Origin of the sequence: Streptomyces sp. V4I23, assembly GCF_030817975.1 — a bacterium.
Classification (GTDB): domain Bacteria; phylum Actinomycetota; class Actinomycetes; order Streptomycetales; family Streptomycetaceae; genus Streptomyces.
On sequence record NZ_JAUSZW010000004.1, the window covers coordinates 1,942,902 to 1,967,482 of the forward strand.

General features: G+C 72.4%; 19 protein-coding genes. 2 read left to right on the top strand and 17 right to left on the bottom strand.

The window, feature by feature from the left end; genetic code table 11:
• Nucleotide 1: 1 nt before the first annotated feature.
• The 8 genes from QFZ82_RS10945 to QFZ82_RS10980 form a co-directional block, all read right to left on the bottom strand.
• Nucleotides 2-1,555 (bottom strand): BTAD domain-containing putative transcriptional regulator, encoded by a 1,554-nt coding sequence (locus QFZ82_RS10945; protein ID WP_307712986.1) that lies wholly within the window; start codon nucleotides 1,553-1,555, stop codon nucleotides 2-4.
• Nucleotides 1,556-1,720: 165 nt separating this feature from the next.
• Nucleotides 1,721-2,236 (bottom strand): phage tail protein, encoded by a 516-nt coding sequence (locus tag QFZ82_RS10950; protein ID WP_307712987.1) that lies wholly within the window; start codon nucleotides 2,234-2,236, stop codon nucleotides 1,721-1,723.
• A gap of 21 nt (nucleotides 2,237-2,257) precedes the next feature.
• Nucleotides 2,258-4,225: a putative baseplate assembly protein gene (locus QFZ82_RS10955; RefSeq protein WP_307712988.1), complete on the bottom strand. Its 1,968-nt coding sequence runs from the start codon at nucleotides 4,223-4,225 to the stop codon at nucleotides 2,258-2,260.
• On the bottom strand, nucleotides 4,222-4,647 hold the full coding sequence (locus tag QFZ82_RS10960; protein ID WP_307712989.1) for a GPW/gp25 family protein: 426 nt from the start codon (nucleotides 4,645-4,647) through the stop codon (nucleotides 4,222-4,224). Before QFZ82_RS10960 ends, QFZ82_RS10955 begins: the two co-directional genes overlap by 4 nt.
• Nucleotides 4,648-4,652: 5 nt before the next feature.
• Nucleotides 4,653-4,934: a PAAR domain-containing protein gene (locus tag QFZ82_RS10965; protein WP_307712990.1), complete on the bottom strand. Its 282-nt coding sequence runs from the start codon at nucleotides 4,932-4,934 to the stop codon at nucleotides 4,653-4,655.
• Between the two features lie 44 nt (nucleotides 4,935-4,978).
• Entirely contained in the window at nucleotides 4,979-6,832 is a 1,854-nt protein-coding gene (locus tag QFZ82_RS10970; RefSeq protein ID WP_307712991.1) for a VgrG-related protein, read from the bottom strand.
• The gene (locus QFZ82_RS10975; RefSeq protein ID WP_307712992.1) at nucleotides 6,822-7,604 is read right to left on the bottom strand and encodes a LysM peptidoglycan-binding domain-containing protein; all 783 of its coding nucleotides are present in this window, start codon (nucleotides 7,602-7,604) and stop codon (nucleotides 6,822-6,824) included. The genes QFZ82_RS10970 and QFZ82_RS10975 overlap by 11 nt, the downstream gene beginning before the upstream one ends.
• 5 nt (nucleotides 7,605-7,609) lie before the next feature.
• Nucleotides 7,610-8,050, bottom strand: a complete 441-nt coding sequence (locus QFZ82_RS10980) for a phage tail protein (RefSeq protein WP_307712993.1) — start codon at nucleotides 8,048-8,050, stop codon at nucleotides 7,610-7,612.
• Nucleotides 8,051-8,089: 39 nt separating this feature from the next.
• Here QFZ82_RS10980 and QFZ82_RS10985 point away from each other — a divergent pair, with 39 nt between their 5' ends.
• Nucleotides 8,090-8,236: a hypothetical protein gene (locus QFZ82_RS10985; RefSeq protein ID WP_307712994.1), complete on the top strand. Its 147-nt coding sequence runs from the start codon at nucleotides 8,090-8,092 to the stop codon at nucleotides 8,234-8,236.
• A gap of 2,256 nt (nucleotides 8,237-10,492) precedes the next feature.
• Here the strand turns inward: QFZ82_RS10985 and QFZ82_RS10990 are convergent.
• From QFZ82_RS10990 to QFZ82_RS11005, 4 genes are read right to left on the bottom strand one after another with little or no spacing between them, the layout of a single operon-like run.
• Nucleotides 10,493-10,648, bottom strand: a complete 156-nt coding sequence (locus QFZ82_RS10990; protein ID WP_307712995.1) for a DUF6760 family protein — start codon at nucleotides 10,646-10,648, stop codon at nucleotides 10,493-10,495.
• Nucleotides 10,645-11,157: a hypothetical protein gene (locus tag QFZ82_RS10995; RefSeq protein ID WP_307712996.1), complete on the bottom strand. Its 513-nt coding sequence runs from the start codon at nucleotides 11,155-11,157 to the stop codon at nucleotides 10,645-10,647. The genes QFZ82_RS10990 and QFZ82_RS10995 overlap by 4 nt, the downstream gene beginning before the upstream one ends.
• Nucleotides 11,158-11,164: 7 nt before the next feature.
• Nucleotides 11,165-11,608 (bottom strand): phage tail protein, encoded by a 444-nt coding sequence (locus QFZ82_RS11000; protein WP_100110404.1) that lies wholly within the window; start codon nucleotides 11,606-11,608, stop codon nucleotides 11,165-11,167.
• A gap of 39 nt (nucleotides 11,609-11,647) precedes the next feature.
• Entirely contained in the window at nucleotides 11,648-13,234 is a 1,587-nt protein-coding gene (locus QFZ82_RS11005) for a phage tail sheath C-terminal domain-containing protein (protein WP_307712997.1), read from the bottom strand.
• Nucleotides 13,235-13,393: 159 nt separating this feature from the next.
• Between QFZ82_RS11005 and QFZ82_RS11010 the strand changes: the two genes are divergently transcribed.
• Entirely contained in the window at nucleotides 13,394-13,525 is a 132-nt protein-coding gene (locus QFZ82_RS11010; RefSeq protein WP_307712998.1) for a hypothetical protein, read from the top strand.
• Between the two features lie 12 nt (nucleotides 13,526-13,537).
• Here the strand turns inward: QFZ82_RS11010 and QFZ82_RS11015 are convergent, their stop codons facing one another.
• From QFZ82_RS11015 to QFZ82_RS11035, 5 genes are all read right to left on the bottom strand, one after another.
• Entirely contained in the window at nucleotides 13,538-17,062 is a 3,525-nt protein-coding gene (locus QFZ82_RS11015) for a hypothetical protein (protein ID WP_307712999.1), read from the bottom strand.
• A 2-nt stretch (nucleotides 17,063-17,064) separates the two neighbouring features.
• Nucleotides 17,065-17,778 carry a DUF4157 domain-containing protein gene (locus tag QFZ82_RS11020; protein ID WP_307713000.1) on the bottom strand — a complete coding sequence of 238 codons (714 nt, stop codon included), beginning with the start codon at nucleotides 17,776-17,778 and terminating at the stop codon, nucleotides 17,065-17,067.
• A 149-nt stretch (nucleotides 17,779-17,927) separates the two neighbouring features.
• On the bottom strand, nucleotides 17,928-19,949 hold the full coding sequence (locus QFZ82_RS11025) for an ATP-binding protein (protein WP_307713001.1): 2,022 nt from the start codon (nucleotides 19,947-19,949) through the stop codon (nucleotides 17,928-17,930).
• Nucleotides 19,949-20,614, bottom strand: coding sequence for a DUF4255 domain-containing protein (locus tag QFZ82_RS11030; protein WP_307713002.1), 666 nt, complete (start codon nucleotides 20,612-20,614; stop codon nucleotides 19,949-19,951). The genes QFZ82_RS11025 and QFZ82_RS11030 overlap by 1 nt, the downstream gene beginning before the upstream one ends.
• A 6-nt stretch (nucleotides 20,615-20,620) precedes the next feature.
• On the bottom strand, nucleotides 20,621-24,565 hold the full coding sequence (locus tag QFZ82_RS11035) for a hypothetical protein (RefSeq protein ID WP_307713003.1): 3,945 nt from the start codon (nucleotides 24,563-24,565) through the stop codon (nucleotides 20,621-20,623).
• Nucleotides 24,566-24,581: the final 16 nt, after the last annotated feature.

Here is a 24,581-nt window from a genome sequence, read left to right on the forward strand (position 1 = left end):
CTCACACGACACCCAGGGTGTCCAGCATCTGCGCGTGCCGGCGCTCCGCGTGCCGGGCCGCCACCGGGTCACCGGCCTGCCGGTGGGCAGCGATCAGCAACCGCCACACCGCGTCCTGGAACGGGTCCAGGGACAGGGCGTGCGCCGCGGCCGCCACCGCATCCGCCGCACGGTTCCGGCCGAGTTCCACTTCGGCCAGCGCGTGGGCCGCCCGCACCGCCTGGTTGCGATACTGCTCACGGATCGGCACCACCCACTCCGCCGGGCCGTCCTCCGGCAGCAACTCCCCGGTGTAGAGCCGCAGGGCCCGCCCCAGCGCCCCCGCCGCCCGGTCCGCCTCCCCGCGCGCTGCCGCCCGCAGTCCCTCCCCGGCCGCGCCCTCGAAGGCCTGTACGTCGCAGCTGGCCCCGCGGTCCAGTACCAGCATGTACGCCTCGCCCGACCGCACCAGCAGCTGGGCCCTCCCTCGTCCGGTGCCCGGTTCCAGGACGGTCCGCAGGGCCGAGACCGCGACCTGCAGTCCGCGTCCGGCCGTATGGGCCGGGCTCTGCGGCCACAGAGCGGCCATCAGCTCCTCCCGGTGGACGGGCCGCCCCGCGTGGACGGACAGCAGCCGGGCCAGCGCCCGTACGCGCGGCCGTGTGCGGCTCCAGTCCAGCGGACGCCCCGCCAGTGTGGCCTCGTACCGTTGGAAGCAGCGCAGAGCCAGCGACGCGGACGGGGCCGCCCCGTCGGTGCGGTGCACGGTGCCCGTGTGCCGGGCCGGCCGTACGCAGCGCCGGGCCAGGTGCGCCCGCAGCAGCGGCACGTCGGTCTCCAGGCCGTACTCGTCGGCGAGTTCCGGCGCGTCGGCCGCATCGTGGCCGCCGGGGTCGTCGGGTCCCCGTTCCATCAGACGCACGAGCCGGGGCGGCAGCGCTTCCAGCACTTCCCGGTCCAGATAGGTGCGCAGGCCGGCGGACTCCAGCGGGTCGCGGCCCGCCAGTACCGCCGGCCTGCTGAGTCTGAGCACACCGGGCCATCCGGAAGTGAGCTCGGCAAGCTCCCGGGTCACCTCCGGCGCGTCAGGGAAGACGGACGCGATCTCGCCTTCGCCCAGCCGCAGTTCAGCGGCGCGGAGCACCGCGGTATCGGCCAGTTCCAGCCGGGTGAGGTTCAGCGCGGGCATCCGACGGCCGGCCAGGATCAGCCGCAGGTTCCGCGGCGCCAGCACGGCCAGTTCCTCGAGTAATGCCTCGGCCGGGCTGCCGTGGACGTGGTGGACCCCGTCGACGAGCAGCAGGACGGGATCCGCACGGCGCTCGACGGCCAGCAGGACGGACTCCACGGACACCGTGTCGGCAAGCTCCAACTGCCGTCCCAGACTGGCGAGCAGTGAAGGCACCCCGAGGGTGTCGCGGCAGGGCCGCCAGTGCAGCACCTTCCCGGGGAAGACGTCCGCCGTCCGCGTGAGCAGGGTGGTCTTGCCGTACCCGGCGGGAGCGACGAGCAGCGTCAGCGGTGCCGTCCCCCGAGCGAGCCCCGGCACCAGCCGCTCGCACACCGTTTCGTGCATATAGGCCTCCTCCCCCGACAGGAGGTCAAGGATGGGCGCTCACTCTCCGCACCGGCGGAGTAACTGATTACCCCATATGGGCCTGCGCGTGCAACATCCGTGCTTCCCCGGGCGTTCCGCGCGCTCCCGGTCATTCGGGGCCGCCGGGGCGCAGGTCGTACGCCCCTACGGCTCCACGATCACCTCGACGGTGAACGGCAGATGCACCGGCCTGTTGCGGGCCACGAGCGCCGACACCGCCGCCTCGTCCACCGCCTCCGTGTCGGGGACCCGCAATCGCACGGTCAGGTGCGGCTGCGGCGCACCCGGGAGCGGGGTCAGTGCGGTCGCCGACCACACCGTGCCGCCGCTCTCCTCGATCTCCGGGATCGCCCCGAAGACCCGGCGGATCTGCTCCGCAAGGCCCTTCGCGGTGCCCCGGGAGGCGTGCCCGGGCACCGCTCCGCACACCTCGCCCTCGGCGCCCACCCAGGCCGCGAGCAGCGCCCGGAAGTCCTCGGGGGCCAGGCGCGGGTCGAAGTACGCGGACAGGCTGTCGAGCACGCCCAGCACGGGCGCCAGCACCTCGTCGAGGGCCTCCGTGAGCCGCTGGACGAGGTCGTCGTCCGCGTACACGCCCGGCAAACGGGCCCCCAGCGGATGCCGGGTCGGCAGCCCCGGCACGATCCGGCGCTCAGTCACCACCGGTCACCTCCACTCGTCTCACACCACCCGCACCTGGTGGTCGTAGCTGAAGACCAGCGAGCCCGCGTCCAGCGGTATCCGCTCCACCTCTTCGCCGCGCCGGCGGGTCCGAAGGTCCGCGGGGAACAGCCGTACGTTCTCCACCGCCTCCACCCCGGCGACCTGCTGGAGCACCGCGAAGACCTCCCCGCTGTGCACGGCCCGCCCGAAGGGCCAGCCGTTCCCGTCCGGGCCGCCGGTGAGCGGGTTCAGACGGCAGTACAGGGCGGCGAGCGCGGCCTGCTGCACCCGGGCGGCCGGGACGCCCGCCGCCGCCTGGAGCACCGCGACCACCGTCACGCCCTGGTAGTACGGCGGCTCGACGACCAGCCGTGCGCCCAGCATGCGCCGCGCGTCCAGATGTGCCGCGACCCGGGCCAGGAGCTGCGGCGGGCAGGCCATCTGCCCGAACTCCAGGCGTCCTTCACCGTCGTCCTCGGCAGTCGGGACCAGCAGCACCCGTACCCCGCCCGCGCCCGTGTCCACGCACCGCACCCGGGCGATCTCCGGGGCCGCCTGCCTGGTCAGGTACTCGTAGTCGTCGGCCGTCACGGCCCGATCCCGGGTGCGCAGCGCCGACGCACCGCGCAGCCGGGCGTTCGCCACGTCCTCGCCGTCGACCCCGCCGCTCGCCGCCCGCCGGTTCTCCACCCGTGCGATGTACGGGATCGAGCTGCGCAGCACGGCGAGGGCGCGGCGCGCCACGTTGCCGCGCCGTCCACCCCCCGCGAGATACGAACGGGCCCGCACCGGGACGCCCTTGGCGGGAACGGCCCCGTAGTGCCGCAGGCTGCCGTCGGCCTGCCGTACCGCCGGGCCGAAGCTCACCTCGCCGGTGCTGCGATCCAGTCGTATGTGCCGGTCCAGGGGGCCGGATTCGCCGAAGTGCTCGACCTCGGTCCACTCCGTCCAGTCGCCTCCGGGGGCCACGGTCTCCACGACGAACGGCGGGCCGCCCGCCACCACGGGAGCCCGGTCCAGCGTGAAGGTCTGGGCGGGCACGCCTTCGGAAACGCCGAGGAGTTCCTCGCCCGAGCTTTCGGCGTGCACGGCCGGGGCGGTCGCGCCGATGGTGAACGCCTCCGCGGACAGCAGCTCCGGAGTCGCCGAGTACGTACGCTGCCCCTCGACGGGGGCCTGCACCACGCACCGCAGCCAGCCTGCCCGCTGCCGGGCCTCCACGGAGGCCAGGTGCCCGGCGGGCAGCTGGACCAGTACGTCGCCCGGCCGGTTGAAGCCGCCCGTGCCGTCGCGGTCGACCTCGCAGCGGGTCCAGCCCTCCGCGGTCCACGCCTCCCAGGCCAGCGGCGGGTGCTCGGGGTCGATGCCGTGGCCGGCCACCGGGAAGTCCAGCCGCAGCGCCACCACGCAGGAGGGCGCGGCCCCCGAGAGGCCGAAGAGCACGGCGTCGCCGGGCTGCGGTACGGCGGAGAAGCAGGGCACCCCGCGGCCGGCTGGGGGTCCCCCCGGACGGAGTCTGGGGGACAGCTCCGGCCCTTGGTCGGCGGCCACGGCGCCCGGTTCGCCGGTCACGACGGCGAGGACGGTCAACTCCACGGGCACGACGGCCACTTCGCGAACCGTCGAGAAGACCACGGCCTCCTCGGTCTCGGTGCGGTGCGTGGCGACTTCGGTCCCCTCCCGCACCTGCACGGTCTGGTCCTGCGGCGCCGAGAGCCAGAAGGTGACGTCGGTGCGGGCGGCCGTGGGCGGGTGCAGGGTGAGCCCGATCAGGTCGAGGAACGCCAGGTGGTTCTTGTCCGGGACCCGGTTCAGCCGGTAGATCAGCTGATCGGTCATGTGCGCGAAAGCCTCGATCAGCGTGACGCCCGGGTCGGAGACGTTGTGGTCGCTCCACTCGGGGCAGCGCTGCTGCACCATCCGTTTGGCCTCGTCGACGAGGTCCTGGAAGCGCCGGTCGTCGAGATGGGGCTCGGGCAGGCTCACCGGTCACCTGCCTCCGCGGAGCCGTTCTCGTGCGCGGGGATCACATAGAACGGAAAGACCAGGTTCCGGGGGTCGTTCGTGCCCCGGGGCGCGTACCGGATGTCGATGTAGAGGGTGCCCTCGTCCTGCCCGTCGAAGGTGACGTCGACGTCGACGAGGTCGATCCGCGGCTCCCACCGCTCCAGCGACAGCCGCACCTCGTACGCAAGGTGCGCGGCCGTGGCCGCGTCGGCGGGCGCGAAGACGTGGTCGTGGATCGCGCACCCGAACTCCGGGCGCATGGGCCGCTCGCCGGGCGCGGTGCCGAGGATCAGCCGCATGCTCTCCTCGATCTCCCGGTCCCCGCCGACCAGCGCCACGGCCCCCGTCGGGTCGGTCCGTACCGGAAAGGCCCAGCCGGAGCCGATGAACTGCTCTCCCACTGTCCTCAGCCCCCGATCAGCACGGTGACCGCGCCCATGACGATCGGCGCCCCGCACACGGCCAGGTCGCCCACACGCGCGGCCGGCAGGCCGCCGATGAGAACGGTGGGGCAGCCGGGCGGGGCGATCGCGGACGGAGGGTGCACGGCCGGCGGCGGGAACGAGCAGATGTGGGGGGTCGAGACCACGGCCGCGGGCATCCCCGCGATCAGCACGGTGGGCACCCCGGGCGGCCCGATCACCCCCGGGTGCCCGGTGGGGTCACCGACGCGTGCGGCAGGCGGCATCTCGTACGACTCCTCAGGCTGGTTGATGCGGTTGGTCGATACGGCTAGTTGATGCGGACGAGGGCGGCGCTGATCGAGCAGCTGGCCCCGCCCTTGATCTCGGTGCTCGCCTTCCCGTCGACCCCGACGGTGGTGCCCTTGACCTCGACCTGGCCGTTGGTCTGCAGCCTCACCGCACCCGCGCCGCCGTCGACGTCGACCCCCGTCCGGGCCTTGACCTGAACGGACTGACCGGACAGTTCGAGCTTTCCGGTACCGGCGTCCATGCTGATGCCCTGCTCGGCCGTCACGGTGACCTTCTCCTTCGCGGTGATCTCGACCTTCCCGTCGCTGTGCACGGTGACGGAGGTGGCCTTCTGGTCGAGGTGCAGGGTGAGTTTGCCGTCGCCGGTCGCCAGGCGTACGCCCTTGGGCCCGTTCGCGGCGTCGAGCAGCTCCAGCCGGTTGCCGGAACGGGTCACCAGGGAACGGCGGTTGGTGGCTCCACTCGTGGAGTCGACGAGCGCGCAGTCGTGCTCGGACGGCTTGTCCTGGCCGTTGTAGAGCCCGCCGATGACATAGGGACGGTCCACCCGGCCCTGTTCAAAACCGACCAGCACTTCGTCGCCGACCTCCGGGCCGAAGACGCCTCCGCCGCCCTTGCCGCCGAGGTCCGCGGTCCTGGCCCAGTCGCTGACGTACTCCCCGTCCAGCCAGGGGAAGGCGAGCTTCACCCGGCCCCGCCCCTCGGGGTCCCGGGTGTCGGTCACCGTCGCGTTGACGAGGCCGCCGACGCGGTCCTGCGGGAGTCCGCCGCCCCCGCCCGAGGCGAGTCCGTACAGCGAGCGGTTGGAGCGGCCGCCGACCGTGATCCACGTCTGGTAGCCGGTGTCCGCGTCGAAGACGTGCCGGCTGCCGGAGATCGTGTACTTCCCCTCGAAGGGCGCCCCGACATTGGCGAGGGTGACCGCTGTCCCGGCGCGCAGCTGCGGGATGCCCATGGCGACCGCGTCGAGCTCCGCGAACGAGGCGGCGAGGTCGGCGGCGAGCGCCTTGGCGGCCTGGTCGGCCTCGGCCTGAGTGCCGTACGGGGTGTCCGTGGCCAGGAAGACGGCCTTGCGGAAGGAGACGGCGGCCTGACCCGGCGTGAGCCCGAGCTGGAGCCGTTCGCTGCGGTCGGCGGGAGCCCGGCCGACGACTGCGGCCTTGGCCTGCACGTCCCAGCCGCGCACCTCGACCTGCTGGACCTGGTCGGCGGCGGTGACCGCGGCCTGGCAGCGCAGCAGGTTCCGCCCGAACTCGAGCACGTAGGGGCTGGCCTGCGGCCGGGTGGAGGTCGCGGGCGCCGTCTCGGCCCTCGCCGGATCCCGGAAGACGAACTTCCCGTCGACGACGGCGACTTCGGTGCCCGCGAGGTCCGCGAGCCGGTGCAGGAACTCCCAGTCGGTGATGCCCGGCTGGGCCAGGTGCTCGTACACCGTGGTCGTGGAGTCGACCCTGCCGATCGGCAGCCCGGCCCGCTTGGCCACCTGCACGGCGATGTCGGAGGCGGTCATCTGCCGGTACCCGGCGACGCGGCGGCCGCGGAAGAACCGGTGCGCGTGGTCGAGCCCGCGGACCACGGTGAAGGTGCCGGTGGCGTCGAGGTCGATCTCGACGGCCGTGACCTCGCCGGAGACCAGGAGTTGACGCTGAGCGTCGTCGCCGGCGCGTGCGTACAGCTTCATCGGCGTGCCGATGGTGATGCCCGTCCTGGGCAGTACCAGGTGGTGGGGGTCGCGGAAGCGGACGACGAACAGATCGGGCAGCTGGGTGGAGTCGTCGACGTAGGCGGAGACGATCAGTTCGGCCACGGGCGCGGGCAGCGGCTGTCCGTTCACCTCGACGGCGAGGGAGTTGGCGAAGCTCTCACCGGCCATGCGGGGCCCCGATCTCCTCGGCGGCGGGCAGCAGCAGTTCCGTCCCGGGTGCCAGGCGCATCGGATCGTCGATGCCGTTGGCCTCGGCGATGTCCCGCCAGGCGGCCGGATCTCCGTACTCGCGCCAGGCCAGCAGCGCCAGCGTGTCCCCGGAGACCACCCGGTGCACCCGGCGGGCGGCGAGCGCGCCCGAGGTGGGGTTCTGGCCCGGCACGGGCCCGCTGATCTCCTCCAGGGTCACCTGGCAGGTGGCCCGGATGGGCAGGCCCCCGGGCGTGAACAGGGTGTACTTGGCCTGCACTTGGCTGACGTACCCGACGAATCCGGTGAGCCCGCCCCAGTGGAAGATCACCCACGGCGGCACGCCCTGCTGCTTCTGGTGGGTCTGGTCGGTGGGCACACAGCAGGACAGCAGCGACTCGACGGCCGACACCACGCTGTCGTCCTGCTGCGCGGTGGCGTCGAAGAACATCTCCAGGGTGAGCTTGGACGGACCCGCGCCCTTGAACTCCGCGGGCCCGGCCTTCTTGGCGCCCTTGGCGGTCTTCCGCTCCCACTTGGCGGTCTTGGCGAGGGTGAGTTCCTTCGGGTTGAACTGGAAGTCGATCTGCCCCATGCGCGGGCCGGGGGTCGTCGTCCCGCCGTCGGCCGGGGGCTGGCGCAACTCCAGATAGGCCCGTTCGAGCTTGGGGCGGGAGCCGCCGCCCCCCTTCGGGTCGGCGGGTCCGGGCGGGGCCGCAGCGGCGATGAACGCGACCGGCTGGTTGGCCATGCGACTCAACTCCCCCCGTGGAGAAAGCCGTGGTGGGCGATCTCGAGTGTCTCGGTGGCCACCTTGACGTTCTCCGGGCTGAGGGACGGCCCGGTCCAGCGGACGGGGACCACGTCCATCAGGCTCCAGCGGGCCACGACGGTGCCCTCGACGGTCATCGCGCTGATGTGCGCGGTCTTCCGGGCAACGCCGTTGATCATGCCGGACAGCCAGGCGGTGACCTTCTCGGTGTCCTTGGTGACGGGCCGGCTCAGCTTGATGTTGGAGAACTTGATCCGGGACGGCAGCTGCCAGACGTAGCCGTTGTTGCCGCCCTCCTCACGTTGCTCCATGACGACTTCGCAGCCGAGGCCTTCGCAGCTGTTGAACGCCCCGAGGTTGATGTTGTCGATCTCGACCGTGAAGCACACGCTCACGGCGGGGTCCGGCTGCTGGTTCCGAGCCATGGCTTCCCTTCAGGCGTTCGGTGATTCTGACGTCGTTCAGTGACGGGGATCGAGGCGTACGCCGGCCCGCTCCCGGTCGAGCCGCAGCTCGGCGCGGAGCAGTCGGCCGAGGGGCCCGACGAGCCGCCGGACGAGCTCGTCGGTGGACTCACCGCCGCCTGGAGCGGCCGCAGTTGCCGGGGCTGAGGACTGCTGCTGCGCCTGGGCGGGGAGTGGCGGGGCCGACTGGGGCGGCTCGGGTTCCGGTTCCGGGGCTGGTTCCCGTGCTGGTGCGGGTTCCGGTGCTGCCTCGGGTGCTCGCTGTACGGCCGCGGGCGGGAGCGCCCAGGAAACCGGTGCGGTCGGCCCGGGCGGCGGCTCGGGCAGCGCGACACGCTGTACGGGTAGGTGCGCGGCAGCGGGCGCAGGTACGGGCCCGGGCTCCCACGGCACGGGCGCCGACGAGTCGGGCGCCGTGGATCGCTGTACGGACGCGGACGCGGACCCGGCCACGGGCGGAGGTGCCCAGGACGGTACGGCCGCGGACACGACGAGGCCGGAGACGACCGGCCCCCCTCGCTGTACGGGAGCAGCGGGCGAGGGTACCCAGGTCACCGGCACGGCCGCGGGCGGCGCGGGGTCCGGGCTCCGGGCCTCGGTCCCGGGCACGGGCACAGGTGCGGCCTGCAGCTCAAGTGCGCGCTCCCCCACGAGCCCGGCCACGGGCTCGGGCCCCGGGTCCGGCGCGAGGGGCACCTCCTCGGGGGCCCGCTGAAGCGCCGTGGCCCGTACCACGGTCAGCGGCTCCTCCTGACGCTGAGCGGAAGCGGGTTCCGGCCGTAGATCCTCCGGCACGATCTCCGGTACGACGGGCACGGGGACCGTCGGCTCCGGTGTCGGAGCGGGAACCGATACGGGCGCCGGAGCCGCTGCCGGTTCGGGTACGGCGGCCAGCGGAGCCCCGAGGCCCAGCCGCCGGGCAGGCGGCTGCTGCTCCCGGCGCTGCACGGTTACGGGTACGGGCCCCGCCACGGAAGCTCCCGGCGCGGACGACAGCGGGGCCCCCAGCCCGACCCGCCGCGCCGGAGCAGGCTCCGGAGTGACCAGTGGTGGAGCGCCTGCAAGGCTGAGCGGCTGCTCCCCCACCAGCGGGCGCTCACCCATCGGGGAGCTCTCCGACCCGGTCCCTGGTCCTGGCTCCGGCTGTTCCGTTCTCTGCACCGGCAACGACTCTTCGGGGTGGGCGTCCGGAGTCATGGGCACGTCGACCGGCTCCGGCCGGATTCCGGCCGACGACCGTGGCGTCGCCGACGGTGCATCGGCCATCGGCACAACGGGCAGCTCCACCCCTTGCACCGGTACGGATGGAGGCGGCTCCGAGGCCGATGCCGAGGGACTGACGGCCGCCAGTGGCTGGTCCCCCACGAGGGGTCGCACCTCCGCACCATGAGCAGGAGGCAGTTCTGCCCTGGAAGGTTCACCCGCCCGTTGAACGGAGACGGCAGCCTCGCTCGGCAAGACCGGCGCCGTTGAGGCCGACGGGGGCGCATCGGCGGTTCTGGCCGGCGGTTCCGTGGAGGCCCCGGCCGCATCGGACGGGAGGGCAGTGGCCGGGGAGCCCGGGTCGCCGCGGACGGGGACGGCGACGAGGGGCACCTCCCCGGCAAGGGGCCGATCACTCTCCGCAGGGGTCACCGCAGGGGTCACCGCAGGAGTCACCGCAGGAGTCACCGCCGGGTCCGACCTCGGATCGGGATCGGCCGTGGACCGCTGCACCGCCATGGGTTCCGCCGCGGGCACCTGCTCCTGGGGGTCTGGACGGGCGACTGCCGGGCGGTCCGGCACACTCCGCGTCTTCGGCTCCGGTACCGGCAATGCCCTTACCGTGAGCGTCGGAACCGGCAGCTCCACGGCGCGGGCCACGGTGAGGGCCCGCTGCGGGGCGAGCGGGACCACCACCGGAGGAACCGGCGCCTCGGGGGCGACCGGAGCAGCGAGCCCAGGCGCCTCCTGCACGGCCGCAGAAGCCACCGCGTCGGCCGGCCGAACCGACTCGGCCGGCCGGGTGGCCGCAGCCGTCCCATCGCCGGCCGCATGCCCCATCGGCCGCCCGTGCGGCGGGACCTGTCCTGCCGACGACTCCCACCTCTGCACGGACGCGGGACGCGGTGTGGGCTCCAGCACTCCGCCGACGACCCCCGACGGCGCGTCCGCGCTCACCGTGTGCCCCAGGCGGCGCTGCAGCGACGGATTGCGCCAGGAGGCCAGTGAGTCACCGAAGCCCTTGGGGTCGCTCACCAGCGCGGGCGCCCCGAACGTCAGCCGCTGCACCGGCAGATCGCGCCAGCCGGGATCGGCCTCACGAGGCTGCACAGCAGTCGGCTCCATGCCCGAACCTACGCCGGCCGGGGGCACAGGAGCCCTTCCGCGGAACCAGCTCCGCAGCGCGTCGAACACCGTCTCTCACCGCCCCCCGGCCGGCCGGTTCAGCCGGGCGATCTGGTCGACGTACCTGCGCCGCTCGGGGTGCTCCAGTTCGAGGATCGCCTCCAGTGGCCAGTGGAAGTGGTAGGCGATGTACGCGACTTCGCCGTACAGCTGCTCCGTCGCGTACGTCATGATTCCCCCAGGCGTCCACCACCCGCCAGGTCGACCGCGAAGGCCGATTCACAGGACGGACACGTCACCTGCGCCCGGGTGTGCCCCTCGGCGTTGATTCGCTGGTAGAAGTCCTGCAGGAACGCGAGGTCGGAGGCGAACAGGTCCTCGATGACGCCCGCGTGGATGTCCGTCACCGAGCCGATGCGCTCCACCACACGCCCGAGCAGCACCACCGACAGATACGCCGGGTTCTCCCGCACCCGGTCGTCCCGCAGCGGTACGAGTTCGTCGCGAGCGGTGGCGAGCCGCATCACCCCGCTGCGGTGCACCCGCCCCGTCTCGTCGACGTATCCGCGGGGCAGTTCGAAGGTGAACTCGGTGCGCATCGAGTCGGCTCCTCCACCGGCCCGGGCCTCGACCGCGTCGAACCCACGGGCCGCCTCGAACCCCTCGAGCGGGTCGACGGTTTCGGCCCCCGCCCCGGCCTTCTCCCCGATGGCGGACGTCGGTGCAATCTTTCGTCGCATCAGGCGCTCACGCCACGTCCATCTGCTCGTACGTGATGACGAGCTTTTCCGTCAGGACACTGGTGTCGCCCGCCTTCAGCGAGCTGATCTCCAGGCTCTTGGGCCAGGCGTTCACCAGGGTGTAGCGCTTGATCGCCTGGCCTTCGTAGTCGAAGACGATGATCGCGCCGCCCTTGCGGGCCGTGCCCATCTTCCCGAACCGGGCGTCCTTGATCCATTTCTCGAAGTTGTTGTCCGCGGTCAGACCGCGCGTCAGCGTGACCTCGCCCGCCTTCGGCCGACCCGGCAGCTTCTTGATGACGTACTTGCCGTCCGCTGTGTTCTGCTTCAGCTCGATGACGTCCTGCTCCATCTTCAGGCCCGTCACCTCGTTGATCTGCTTGATGACGACCCCGTCGATCTCCAGCCCGAAGGAGTGACCGACCGAGGTGTCCATGTCCGGCAGTGCCATGCCATCCGCCCCTTACCTGCTCATGCTCTGCTTGCTGCTCTACTCGTTGACGAGGCTGGTGCCGCCCGAGAACTGGGCCAGCCGGAAGATCACGAACTCGGCCGGCTTCACGGGCGCGATCCCGATCTCGCAGACCACCTCCCCCGCGTCGATCCCCTCGGCCGGGTTCGTCTCGCGGTCGCACTTCACGTAGAAGGCCTCGTCGGGCGTCAGCCCGAACAGCGCGCCCTTGCGCCACTCGTTGACCAGAAAGGCCGAGATGGTCCGGCGGATCCGGGCCCACAAGGCGTCGTCATTCGGTTCGAAGACCACCCACTGGGTGCCGATGAGGATCGATTCCTCGATGTAGTTGAACAGCCGCCGGACGTTGAGGTAACGCCAGGCCGGGTCGGACGACAGGGTGCGCGCGCCCCACACCCGGATTCCGCGTCCCGGGAAGCTGCGGAGGCAGTTCACCCCGATCGGATTGAGAAGGGCCTGCTCGGCCTTGGTCAGATGGACCGCCAGGTCCACGGTTCCCCGCACGACTTCGTTCGCGGGGGCCTTGTGCACGCCGCGGCTCTCGTCGTTCCTGGCCCATACGCCCGCCATGGCCCCGCTCGGCGGGACGAACTTCGTCTGGTTCGGGGCCATGGGGTCGGCCACCTTCACCCAGGGGTAGTACAGGGCCGCGTACTTGGAGTCGTATCCGGCGCCCGTCCTGCGCCAGTCCTTGACCCTCTGCGGCGAGAGGTCGGGCAGCGGGTCGATGATCGCGACGCGGTTCCCCATCCGCTCACAGTGGGCGATCATCTCCAGTTGGACGGCCTTGACCCCTCCGGCGTCGAGCGCACCCTGCTGGTAGGCGCTCATCAGATCCGGCACGGCCAGCATCGTGATCTCGTCGACGGTCTCCAGCCCGCCGAACCCGCTGCGTTCGGCGGTGCTTCCGACGTAGTCGGCAGCGCTGAGGGCCGGGGGGACGGCGGGCGCCGCCGGCGCGGGGGCGGGCGCCGGAGCGAGGCCGACCGTCTGGTTCTCGGGCCGGCCCAGCGCCTGCGCGGGCCCGGCGTCCTCCACCGTGATCAGCCGCGATTTGTCCCGTACCACCGTCACCACGTAGTTGCGCTGGCTCCGCTTGGCGGAGACCTCCCAGGTCTCCTCGACCCGGTCCGCGCGCTTCACGTTCAGCGTGAAGGCGTCCTCGCCGGGCGACTCCCCCTTGGCGTCCGCCACCTCCACAGCGATCTGCTCGCCCGTCCCCTCCAGGGCGGCGACCTGAAACCCGCCGAGCGCAGTGCGCGGCCCTGCGGGGAGCGCCCCGGTCTTGCCCCGCTTCCCGGCGGCGGTCGCGGGCCGCGACTCCTGGGCGGCCGGCCCGCCGTCCCCGCCGATCCGTACGACGTAACAGGTCCCGCCCCCGTTGAGGAAGTAGGCGTAGACGGCATGGGCCAGGTACGACCCCTCGATGAAGTCCCCGAAGGTGGAGGTGAACTGGCTCCAGTTCGTCACCAGGGTCGGCGTGTGGTACGGCCCCTCGGCCGCCAGCCCGACGAAGGCGGCCACAGCGGTCCCGACGCCCTCGATCGGGCGCGAGCCGGCCTCGACCTCTTCGACGTAGACGCCTGGTGACTTGTACGACGGCATCCTGGCCCTCCCCTGGGACGTAACGGTCGCCCCAAGCGTGCGCCGCGTGACCCTTCAAGGTCATGACCTGTCGTACGGCCCTGGGGGAACCCCGGGGTGCCCCTTCGGGCACCCTCCCGGCCCTTCGATGGCGGCTGCGATCGCGTCGACGCCGCACCCGTGATCGCCTGGGCAGTGAGCGCGACGACACCGGGCAGCCCGCTCGACTGGGGCGATGCAGAACCGAGGTCCCGCCTGACTGGCGACGGGTACGGCGCGTACGACGCGTACGACGGGTACGACGGCAGGTAACACCATGGGGAGTCAGTCCCATTCGGCTGGGCCGTCGATCCCGCCCTCCTTCCGCGGGCGTACGGCTGCCTCGGCCTCCTGCCCCCGGTGCGCCGCCGAGTGTGCCCGGGCCGTCAGGATGACGACATCGATCTCCTCGAGGGTCTGCCGCTCGCCGCCCTGTCCCTTCTTGTCGATCTCGTCATCCGTCCGCTGGCCGGCGGCGAGGCGAACGATCTCGTTCCTCCGGTCGTCGGAGGGGGCGCTTCGCAACTCGTCCGCAAGCTCCTTCAGTTCTGGATACTTGCTCGTCCCCTTCTTGGCGTTGGCGATGAATCCGTTGATCCTGGCCCTCAGCCGCTGTTCGCGCGTCTCCTTGTGTACCCCTGGGGACTGCGCCACTTCCTTGTCGTGGTGGTGGGCCTGGAGGACTTGCCCCCTCTTCTTCGGAGTGAGCGTCACATCGGGGTAGACGGCCTTGACCGGGCGCGTTGCCTCCACCACCCGCTGATACACCTCGTGAGCGTTGGCGCCGCCGTTCGTCCGCGCGTCGTTGAGGATGTCGATGGCAGCCTGCAGTGCGGCAGGCATGCCCGGGTCGGTGCTCATTCTGGCAATCGCCCGCAGTGTCTTGACGTTGTCCTCGTAAGTCGCCTCCGAGAGCCGGACCCGGGCGTCGTGTTCAGTTCCGCCTTCGCGGTCAACGATGGAATGCAGGCACGCCTCCAAGTGGCCGATGAAGACCTCGTCCTCGGCACCGTCCTCGGCCTCCAGGTCCAGTCCCAGCCGGGACTTCGGGTTGACCTCTCCCTCGACCGCCCACTTCTTTCCGTCCAGCACGAGGTCCAGCCGCAGCAGGCCGTACCGCGCCCTGATTGCGGCGAGTCCAGGCGTGAGAAGCTCCTTGGCCACAGGCTTCCCGGCGAACCGCGCCGCGAGGGCGCCGGCCGCAGCCATGCCCCTGTCCAGGCGTGCCTGCTTGCCCTCCGGGCTGTCGTCGCCGCCCTGGACCTTCGCCTTGAGTTTGCTCAGGACCTTCTTGCCCGCGCTTACGATCTTGTCGATGACCCAGTCGACCGCCTTCATCACCGGCGCCTGGACCTTCTGCAGGATCTCCTTGATCTTCGCCGAGATGCCGCCCAGGCCCAACAAACTGGCCAGGAAGTCCAGGACCACCGGGACCGCCTTCGCCAGGCTCTGCTCGATCAGGGCCGGGACGCCTCCGCCACCGCCCCGTGCGATGCCTTCGATGGAGTCGAGGACGGAGTCGACGAAGCTCTTGATCTGCGCCGCGCGGTTGACGAAGAACATCACCACGTCGTAGATCGCCTTGCAGGCCCGCACGAACGCCGACGCCGGGTTCAGCATCGAGACGATCCAGGTGATGCCCGCCGTGACGATCTTCTCGGTGACGAAGTCCTTGATCGCGCCGATGACCGTGTCCTTGAGGTCGGACATCTTCTCGGCGATCCACTTCCAGAGGCCTCCGACGCCCTCCGTCACCAGAACCTTGACCATCTCGAAGCCGGTCTCCAGGGCCCCCATCGCGCGCTCGCCGATCCGGGCCACGATGCGGGTGCGGATGTTGGTCCAGGTCAGGCCGAGGATGGAAAGGATCAGCTTGATGATGCCCTTGGCGTCGAAGGTTTCCGGGATTTCGATGCCGCCCGCCGAGAGCTGGCCGAACAGCCACTGCTTGAGGCCGTTCTTGAGGTGTTCACCGATCCGCGCGGCGAAGCCCGTCACGCCCGCCTTGACCGCGTTGACGAGGTTGCCGAGGAATCCGATCGGGTTGGAGATGATCTTGTCGATGGCGCCGGCGGCCCGGGCCAGGACGCCGAGGAGCATGTCCTTGAGCTTCAGGAGGGTCGCGGCGGTCTCCGCGATCGCGTCCTTCGCCTTGCTCAGCAGGCCCTTGTTCTCCTCCTGAAGCTTCTTGATCTCCTCGTCGAGCTCGCCGCGCGCCGCGACGTACTTGTCCGCCAGGTCCTGCACCAGGCTCTGGGACTTCTCCGAGACCAAGGACTCGAGCTGCTCGAACTCCCCGCCGATGTCGTTCGCAGCCTGCTGCGCGAACTGCCGTAGATTCTTGGGCTGTTCGGCGACCTTGTCGGCGATCCTCTGCTTTCCTCGCGCGATCGCGTTCGACGCGTCGGCCAGCCGCTTGCCGATCAGGTCCGCGATGTTCGAGATGACCGCCCGCATCTCGCGCTCGTAGACCAGTCGGGCCTCGGCGAAGATCTGGTTGGCGCGCGGCGGCGGGTCCAGCACCGCGTCGGCGAGCCAGCGGGCCGCGCCCGTGATGCCCGAGTAGCGCTCGTCCTTCCAGGCCTTCATCTTCGTCTGGTGGTCCGCGTCGAAGGCCGCCTTCGCCGCCTTCTGCCCGTTGTCGAACGCCGTCTCGACCTCGGTGTCGAGGGCGCCGAGGATGCCCTCGACCTCCTTCTTCGTCGCGTCGAAGGTCCCCCTGATCTCCGCCGCTACTCGCGCCCGCTCCTGCTCCTCCTTGGATTGCGCGGCGCCCTGGCCCGACGCGACCTGCTGCGCGGCACCCGCCTTCGCCGCCGTCATCGCCTGGATGCCGACCGGGCCGGCGGCGGCCGCGCCGCCCTGCTCGGCGGCCACCCGCGCCGCCTCCGCCGCCCGGAACTGGGCGGGCGCCGTCGCCGCGTGCGCGTCGGTCGCTTTCTTCGCGTCCAGCGCCTCCTTGAACTGCGGCTCGTTGGAGTGGGCCAGCTGCTCCGGGGTGACCTTGGCCTCCGCCATCATGGCGTCGGTCTCCTTGGGCCCCGTACTCAGGTCGGTCTGCTCGGGCGGGGCCTTCGCCACCGCTGCCGCCTTCGGGTCCGGAGGCGCGAGCGTCGGCGGTGGGGGCTGCCCCGGCAGCGGAGTGACCGGTTTCTCGACGGCCTTCGACTCGTCAGGGGCCTTCGCGGTCTTCTCCGTGATGTCCTTGGCCGAGCCCTCCTTGCCTGCCTTCACCTGGCCCGACACCTGGGACTTGATCTCGTCGGTCTTCCCGGACCGGGTGAACGTGTCCGCCTCGTCGAGGGTCTTGGGCGCCTTTGTGGCGATCGCGGCGGACACGGCCGCGACGAAGGCCTCCTTGTCGAAGGTGCCGGGCTTCGCCGCGCCCATCTCCCCGGCCTGCGCTGCCTTGGCCTGCGCCTCCTTGTCGTCCCCGGGCGGCTTCGCCGCGTCCTTCGCGGCCTTCACCTGGGACGAGGTACTCGGATGGGCCGCCAGGGCGTTCTTCTTGGCCCGGATGTCACCGGCGACCTTCTGGAAGCGCGGGTCCGTCTGCGGTGTCAGGCCTGTGGGCGCAACGGGCAGTGCGGAGCCGGAGTCCAGCCGCTGTACGGGTGCGGGCTGCGGCTTCGCCACGAGGCGGGCCACGGCGGCGTTCCCCGCACGGGCCTGCAGCCGCTGGACCGCTCGTGGGTCCAGCGGCCGGGGCCGGGTGGCCGCGGCCGGACCGCTGTCCGGGGCCCGGCGCGGCGGCGCCTTGGTCTCCCGTGCGGGTTCGTCCCCGGCGGCCCGGTCCGCTGTGGCCTTCACCCCTACTCCGCCGGGGCCTCGTCCTCTTCGGCCTCCTCGGCCTCCGCGCGCTGCACGAACACGCCCTGCACGGAAGCCTCCTGGCCCTCTTCGGCCGCCCGCTGCACCGAGGCGGCGGGGACCACAGGGGCCGGGGCGGCCATCACCCGCTCGGCGTTGGCCACGGCCTCGCGCTCGAACCGGTCGGACGGATCGCTGACCTTGATGCCCCCGGCGGTCTCGGTGCCGTCCACCGGGCCCGACCGCTGCTGCACGACATGCGTCAGCTCGTGCGCCAGGGTGGTACGGCCCTGGTGGGAGCCGGGGTCGTAGGCGTCCCGCTGGAACACGACGTGCGAACCGACCGTGTATGCATGTGCGTTGACCGATTGCGCCGATTCTTGCGCGGCGGAGTCCGTGTGAACCCGCACGTCGCCGAAGTCGTGCCCGAGCCGGGCCTCCATGTCGGTGCGGACCTCGGCATCGAGGGGCCTGCCGCCACCGGAGTTCACCACGTCGTGCACGGAGGAGCGCTGCACCACGGCCCCGACACCGCTGTTGCCGAGGGCCCGTTGCAGCCGCAGCATCCCGCCCGGGCCGAGCACATCGGCCCGCCCGCCGGCCGCCGCCTTGAGCAGCAGGGCATCGGGGGCGCCCGCGTCGTCCTGCTCGGCCTTGGGCCGCGGACCGGCCACGTCCTCCGCGTCGTGCTCGTGCCCGTGTTCGTGTCCGTGCATCTCTCCCCCTGACCCCGGTGCCGCTGTGAGGGCTCGGTTCGCCTGGCTCACCTGCCACCATCCGCCGTGCCGCGCCCGTCGGACAGAGGCTCCCGGTGCCACCCAGGGGCAGGGCCGACTGCCCCTTCGGGCAGATGGCACCCCTACGGCTATCGCACAAGGCCCACATACGGGCCGAACTCGCTCTCCAGGCACAGCCGGCCCAGCTTCCGGTACTCCCGCGCCACCGCCGCCACCAGATCCGCCATCGAGACCGGACGCTCAGCCTCCGCCGCCAGGTAGGCCGCCGTGACCGCCGCCGAGCGGATGTCGCCACCCGCCAGCTCGAACGCCCTCCCGCAGAAGGCCAGGTCGATGTCGTCCGCTCGGGGGAGCGCCGTGCCCAGGCAGCGGTCCCACAGCGCCTCTCGCTGCTCCGCGTCCGGCAGCGGGAAGTCCACCACCAGGTCCAGGCGGCGCGTGAACGCCTCGTCCAGGTTCGCCCGCAGGTTCGTCGCCAGCACCGCCAGTCCGTCGAAGGTTTCCATCCGCTGCAGCAGATACGCGCTCTCCACGTTGGCGTAGCGGTCGTGCGCGTCCTTCACCTCGGAGCGCTTGCCGAAGACCGCGTCCGCCTCGTCGAAGAGGAGCACCCCGTTGACGCCCGCCGCCTCCGTGAAGATCCGTTCCAGGTTCTTCTCCGTCTCCCCCACGTACTTGTCCACGACCGTCGCCAGATCGACCGTGTACAGGTCCAGTCCCAGCGCCCCGGCGATGACCTCCGCCGACATCGTCTTGCCGGTGCCCGAGTCCCCGGCGAAGAGCGCCATCACCCCGCGTCCGCGTCCGCCGCCCGGCCGCATCGCCCAGTCCCCCAGCACCCGGTCCCGGTGCCTGGCCCGCGCGGCCAGCTCCCGCAGCTGGCCCAGTACGCCCGGCGGGAGTACGAGGTCGGCCCAGCCCACCGCCGGCTGGATCCGGCGGGCGAGCCGCTCCAGACCGGAGGTGCTCTGCGCCCGCGCCCCGTGGAGCAGTTCCGCCTCGCCCACCGGGCCGCGCTCCAGGACCGCCTGCTGCCGGGCCGCCGACGCCGCGCGCCGCATCTGCTCGGGGGTGAGGACGAAGGCAGCCACCGAGTCCCCCGTGCTCCCGTCCCCCAGCACCTGCCGCCACAGCGCCGCCCGCGCCGCGGCCCCCAGCCGTCCGATCTCCACCAGCAGGGGCGTGCCGTCCGACCACTGCGGGTCCCAGCCCGCCTGGCCTGCCAGCAGTACCGGTACGGGCAGCCCGGCCAGGACCCGCAGCAGCTCCAGCCGCTCCGCCAGCGCTTCCACCGGGGCCGCGATCAGGCCCGCCCCTGCCAGTGCGGCCTCCCGGCCGGCCGCCCTGACCAGTGCCTCGGGACCGGTCTGCCGGGCCAACCGCGCCAGGTCCAGAGCGAATGCCGTGCGCCCCGCCCCGGCCAGGGCGTCGGCGGCCAGCTCCTGCGCGGTACCACCCGCGGGCTCCCGTAGGTACACCGGCGAGATCGCGTCCCGTACGGCACCGGCGAGCCGCTCCGGAAGATCGCCGAGGGCCCCCTCGGGCAGGGCCCCGGCCCGCACCGGGCGCATCACGTCCACCAGTACCGGGTCCATGGCGTCGTCACCCAGCAGATGGCTGGTGACCCGGTCCGGGACCCGCAACGACCGGCCCAGGAAGGGGCGTTCCCACTCCTCCACGAGCAGCAGGCCACGCTCCACCAGCGGTGCGTCGGCCGCCAGCCGGGCCCGCGCCCCGGCCGAGACCGCGGCCACCCCGCACAGACCGAGGGCCAGCCCGATCGTCGGACGCCGGCGCGTCACGTCGTCGTTGAGATAGCCGTAGAGCTGCTCGAACCGGCCGTCGAGGTCCGGTGCCAGCGCGATGAGCAGCAGCTCGACGTCCAGCGGCGTCAGGCCGAAGTTCCGTTGGAGCGCGGTCAGCCTGGAGGACTCCGCGGCCCGCTCCAGGGCCTCCCGGTCGGGCACGTCCACCGGGTCGTCCGGCCATGGCACGGTCCGCGGCTCGTCCAGAATCCGCAGGACAGCGTCCTCCGACAGGTACAGGCCCCGGAAGGGGTCGTCCGCGTCCGGGTCCACGGCCCGTCGTGCCTGGACGGCCCGGCGTACCCGTGCCTCGACGATCCCGAGCCGTCCCAGCAGATGGTCCATCAAGCACCCGTCCGGTCGCCGGGGCGGCGGGCGCGTCGCGGGCCACGCGGCCCCGGGACGGGTACGGACGCCGGAGCCGCGGTCGGCGCATGGACGTCCGACAGGTCGACCGCCAGCCCCTCCTCCACCGGTGGCCCCGCCGGGTAGACCGGTGCCGTGGTGACCGGCGCGCTCACCACCACGTCGAGCGAAGGCTTCAGCTCCCCTCCGAGCGCCGACCACACATCCGCGAACGCCCGGTCCTCCGGGGGTGGCAGTGCGATGGAGACCGGCACGGGCAGCCCTGTCGCCGTCAGCTCGGTTCCCAACCGCCCGCTGGGCAGTGCGGAATGCCGGAGAAAGCACGCCAACAGGGCGGAGAGCAGCCGGTGTTCGTCCTCCGGTCGCTGGGTCCACGCGCTGATCAGGTACGAGAGGGTGAAGTAGCGGGGCGGCAGGGTCCGGGCGGTGACCCGGCCCTGCTCGTCGTAGATGTTCTGCCGTCCGCGCGAGCGCCGCCGCAAGTCCTCCCGGATGTCGTACAGGTAGAGATTCACGGTGGGGGTGTTGCGCCGGGCCGCCCAGTCCCGGGTCGGCGCGTCGAAGACGACCTCGACGTCCGCGCCCTCCCCCAGCGCCTCCCCTCGCACCAGTTCCCGCAGCGCCTCGTCCACTTCATGGATCATGTCCGGTCACCTGCGCCACTGGAAGACGGACGGCTGCAGCACTCCGGGCACCACGAGGTACTCGGCCTTCACTTCGCGGAACAGCGGCCCGGGCACTGCGTCGTGCGTCGCCCGCAGGGCCCGCGGCCCCAGCGCGTCCTGTACGAGCACGAGCACCGGCGCCGAGAAGGTCCCGTCCGCCCCGACCACCACCGGCGCGGACGCCGCCGTCACGCCCTCGCTCCAGCGCAGCCGCACCGTGGCCCCGGGCGGGAAGGAACTGCCGCGGGCCTGGGTGACCGCACCGGGCGGTCCCAGCTCGGGGTCGAGCCGGAGCACGGGCCGACGCACGGTCAGCGGGGCGCTCGCGGTGTTGTCGGCGGGGTTGCTGTCCGAGCCCGTTGTCGTGACCGTCGCCGTGATCGCTCCGGTCAGCGCCCGGTCCGCCGCCAGCCGCAGCCGTACGGTGGTGCCGGCCGCGGGCGCCAGGTTCCCGAGCCCGCAGCCGTCCGCGGTCAGGCACGGCGGCCGGGACACCGACACGACCCGGAGCCCGGGCGGCACGACGACCTTCAGCGTCAGCCCGGTCGCGGTGACCTGCCCGGCATTACGGATGGTCGCCTCGGCGGTGATCCGGCCGCCCGAGTACGCCGTGCGCGGCCCGGCGGTCACCGACACGGACGGGTCCGCGGAGCGCCGCGGGGGCGACGGCCGCTCGTCCACGGTCAGCGGCGCGGAGGCGGAGTTGTTCCCCGGGTCGGTGTCGGGGCCGGGAGTGGTGACCGTACCGGCGACGGACCCGCGCAGGGCGTTGCTCGCGGTCACCACCCGGGTCACGGTCGCCGTGGCTCCCGGCGCCAGGTCCCCGAGGGCGCAGCCGGTGGCGGGGCAGGCGGGTGTGGCGGTGACGACGGTCAGCCCGCTCGGCAGTACGGGCGTCAGCAGCACCGACTTCGCGGGGGCGTCGCCGAGGTTCCGTACCGTGTAGACGACGGTCGACCTGTCACCGGGCGGTATCCGGGAGGGCGTCGCGGTCACGGTGATCGCCGGGTCGGGCATCCGGGGGTCGACGACGGTCAGGTCCACCGACGCGCGGTCGTTGTCGGGGTTGATGTCCTGCGTGGTCGCGGTCACTCTGCCCTCGATCGTCCCGGAGAAGGCGTTCCGGGCTGTGTAGACGAGGGTGACCTTCTTCTCCGCGCCGGGAGCGATACTGCCCAGGTCGCAGCCCGCGGCCGGGCATTGCGTGCCGGACACGAGCGTGAGGCCGGGCGGAACGGCCGGCGTGAGCCGGGCGTTCGCGGCGGTCGCGGAGCCGGCGTTGCGGACCGTGAACTCGACGGTCGACCGCTCGCGGATCTTGATGACCGGCGGGGTGGCCGTGGCGGTGACCGCCAGGTCCGGGACCACGACCTGGACCACCAGCTCGTCGGTGTTGTCCTGCGGCTGATGGTCGGTCAGGGCGCCCTCCGCTGTCGCCTCGATCGTCTGTGCACCCGGTGCGACGCCCTTCACGTCCAGCTCGATCCGCACCTCGGTGCCGGACTTCAGCACGCCCACGTCGCACAGCAGTTGCCGGGCGTCGGCCGGATCGGCCGTGCAGGCTCCCTGGGGGTCGGAGGGCGCGACGAAGTCCAGTCCGGTCGGCAGCTCGACGCGGACCCTGGTCCGGGGCGAGTAGGCGACGCCGTGGTTCCGCACGACGAGGACGACCGTGCCGGTGTCGCCCAGCATCAGCGGAGAATCGGGGGTGGTGAGGTGGACCCGCAGGTCGGAGCTCGGTTTCCAGGTGGGCTGCTGCTGCCCGTTGTAGAGCTTGCCGGGCAGCGTCTCTCCCTGGCCGTTCGCCGGGTCGACCACGCGGATCCGGCGGTCGGTCACCGAGTCCCAGCCGGACACCACCACGTCGACGGCCAGCCGGTGGCCGTCGGGCGACCAGGCGGGGTTGTCCGGCATGTCGTAGCCCGGCCCGTCGCCGTCGACCGGGGGCACGGCGAGAGGGCATGCGTCGCCGAAGGGCACGAGCCCCCGGCAGCGGGTGCCGTCGTCGCCCACCTCCAGCACCATCCGCGGCCCTTCGTAGCCCGAGACGGGTGCGGCACGCAGGCCGGGGTCGATGGGCACGCTGGTCTGGCGTACGAAGGCGATGCTGCCGGTGCCGGGGCGGTAGGCGGGCCGTACGTCGACCACGCGGCACTCGGGGCTGCCGCACTGCGCGGCCGACACGTCGAACTGCACGCCGCCCCGCTTCGCCTCGGCGGTCCAGATGTGGCGGTCTCTGGTGTCGTCCTGGGTCCGGACGGGACCGTCGGAGGTTCCGGCGCCGTCGTCCGAAGGCGGCCCGTCGTCAACGGGAGGCCCGCTGCCGTCCGACGTTCCGCCGCCGCTGTCGTCGTCGACGGCAATCCTGGCGCCACCCGGGGCCGGTCCCCTCAGCGGTTGCCCCGGAACCGCGCTGATCCTCGAGCAGTAACTCGCCCGCGAGAAGGCGAGCTTGCCGCCGTCGGGTGACCAGGTCGGGTCACGGTCGTCCGAGTAGCACCCGTATCCGGGCCTCGTCCGCTTCGGCACCACGTGCAGCAGCTGTCCGTCCTGCGGTCCCCGGGAGATGTCCACGACCACGATCTGCGCAGCCGGATCCGGGTCGCCGGGGCTGGGAGGCGCCGACCGGGCGAAGGCCAGCTTGGTGCCGTCCGGGGACCAGGCCGGCCGCTCCTGGTGTTCCCCCTGACCCATTTCCTCGTACCGGAGTGGCACCGCCCGGGCCAACCCGAGCTCCTCCCCCACGAGGATCCGCTCGGTGGCCGGTGCATCCAGCGGCCCGGTGGTCCGTACGAAGGCCATCGTGCGCCCGTCCGGCGCGTACACGGGATCGGACAGGGCGCTCTCCTCGCCCTGTGCGGCCCGCAGTTCGAGCCGGTCCAGCGGTACCGCCGCCCGTTGGCTCTCGATGGTGAAGTCCTCGAGGTCCCTCCCGGACACCAGGACGGCAGGCTCGCCCCCGGCCGGGCTGAACCAGCCGACGTTCTCTGTCTCGTACAGCACCACGTTGTCGGGGTCGAACAGCGGCGTGCCCCGGCAGGTGCCGCAGGCTTCGGCCCTGGCGTCGACGAGGAACGGCTCACCGGACAGGAACACCAACTCCTTGCCGTCGGGCTTCCATGCGGCGCCGTGTCGTCCGTACCGGTAGCGGTCCCCGACCGCAAGGATGTCGGCCGGCGTCTCCCCGCGGCCGGCCGCGGGGACCGTGGCGAGCGCCTGCTCATCCTCGCCGGTGCGGGTGATGTACGCGATCCGGTCCCTGCCGCCAGGGACTGCGGGCTCCCAGACCGGCCTGGCCGCCGGAGTCTGCCCGTACGAGACCGGGACCTCCGCACCGCCCGCGGCCACGGTCGTACGGTAGGCCCGCTCCTCCCGCGTGAAGACGAACTCCGTGCCGTCCGGGGACCAGTCGGCCCAGTCCGCGTTGCTGACGGCCTCACGCAGCCCGGTGCCGTCCGTACGCACGACCCACACGGAGGGCTGCGCACCGCCGAACCGGCCTCGGGAGTCGTCGCAGCGGTAGGCCGACGTGCGGCTGCCCTCGCCGTCGTCGTTCTCCCACGACACGAAGGCGATCCAACGCCGGTCCGGGGACAGCACGGGATCGGCCAGCCGCCCGCCGTCCAGGTGCACGACCGGGGTCACCGGCCCGTCGCCGGTGCGCCGGAACACCCCCTCCCCCGTGCCGCTGCGGTCGCTGACCCAGACCACGTCGTCGCCGCGTGCGGATGCCTGGCAGTCGTTGCCCGCCGCGCCGGGCGGCAGCAGTGGCACAAGAGCGCCGCCCTGGCCGATCGTGGCCACGCTGCGATGGGGGCCGTCGCCGACGTACGCGATCCGGCCCGGGTCGGGCGGGAGTTCGTCGACGGCCGGCGCGGGCGGGGATTCTGCGGCCATGACGGCGGGACCCGCGGCGGGTGTCGTACTCACGAGCACCATGGCGAGC

Bases quoted from the DNA above. Each gene is read 5' to 3' on its own strand.
- QFZ82_RS10945 (WP_307712986.1), bottom strand. From the start codon at position 1,555: ATGCACGAAACGGTGTGCGAGCGGCTGGTGCCGGGGCTCGCTCGGGGG.
- QFZ82_RS10965 (WP_307712990.1), bottom strand. From the start codon at position 4,934: ATGCCGCCTGCCGCACGCGTCGGTGACCCCACCGGGCACCCGGGGGTG.
- QFZ82_RS10970 (WP_307712991.1), bottom strand. From the start codon at position 6,832: ATGGCCGGTGAGAGCTTCGCCAACTCCCTCGCCGTCGAGGTGAACGGA.
- QFZ82_RS10975 (WP_307712992.1), bottom strand. From the start codon at position 7,604: ATGGCCAACCAGCCGGTCGCGTTCATCGCCGCTGCGGCCCCGCCCGGA.
- QFZ82_RS10980 (WP_307712993.1), bottom strand. From the start codon at position 8,050: ATGGCTCGGAACCAGCAGCCGGACCCCGCCGTGAGCGTGTGCTTCACG.
- QFZ82_RS10990 (WP_307712995.1), bottom strand. From the start codon at position 10,648: ATGACGTACGCGACGGAGCAGCTGTACGGCGAAGTCGCGTACATCGCC.
- QFZ82_RS10995 (WP_307712996.1), bottom strand. From the start codon at position 11,157: ATGCGACGAAAGATTGCACCGACGTCCGCCATCGGGGAGAAGGCCGGG.
- QFZ82_RS11000 (WP_100110404.1), bottom strand. From the start codon at position 11,608: ATGGCACTGCCGGACATGGACACCTCGGTCGGTCACTCCTTCGGGCTG.
- QFZ82_RS11005 (WP_307712997.1), bottom strand. From the start codon at position 13,234: ATGCCGTCGTACAAGTCACCAGGCGTCTACGTCGAAGAGGTCGAGGCC.
- QFZ82_RS11020 (WP_307713000.1), bottom strand. From the start codon at position 17,778: ATGCACGGACACGAACACGGGCACGAGCACGACGCGGAGGACGTGGCC.
- QFZ82_RS11025 (WP_307713001.1), bottom strand. From the start codon at position 19,949: ATGGACCATCTGCTGGGACGGCTCGGGATCGTCGAGGCACGGGTACGC.
- QFZ82_RS11030 (WP_307713002.1), bottom strand. From the start codon at position 20,614: ATGATCCATGAAGTGGACGAGGCGCTGCGGGAACTGGTGCGAGGGGAG.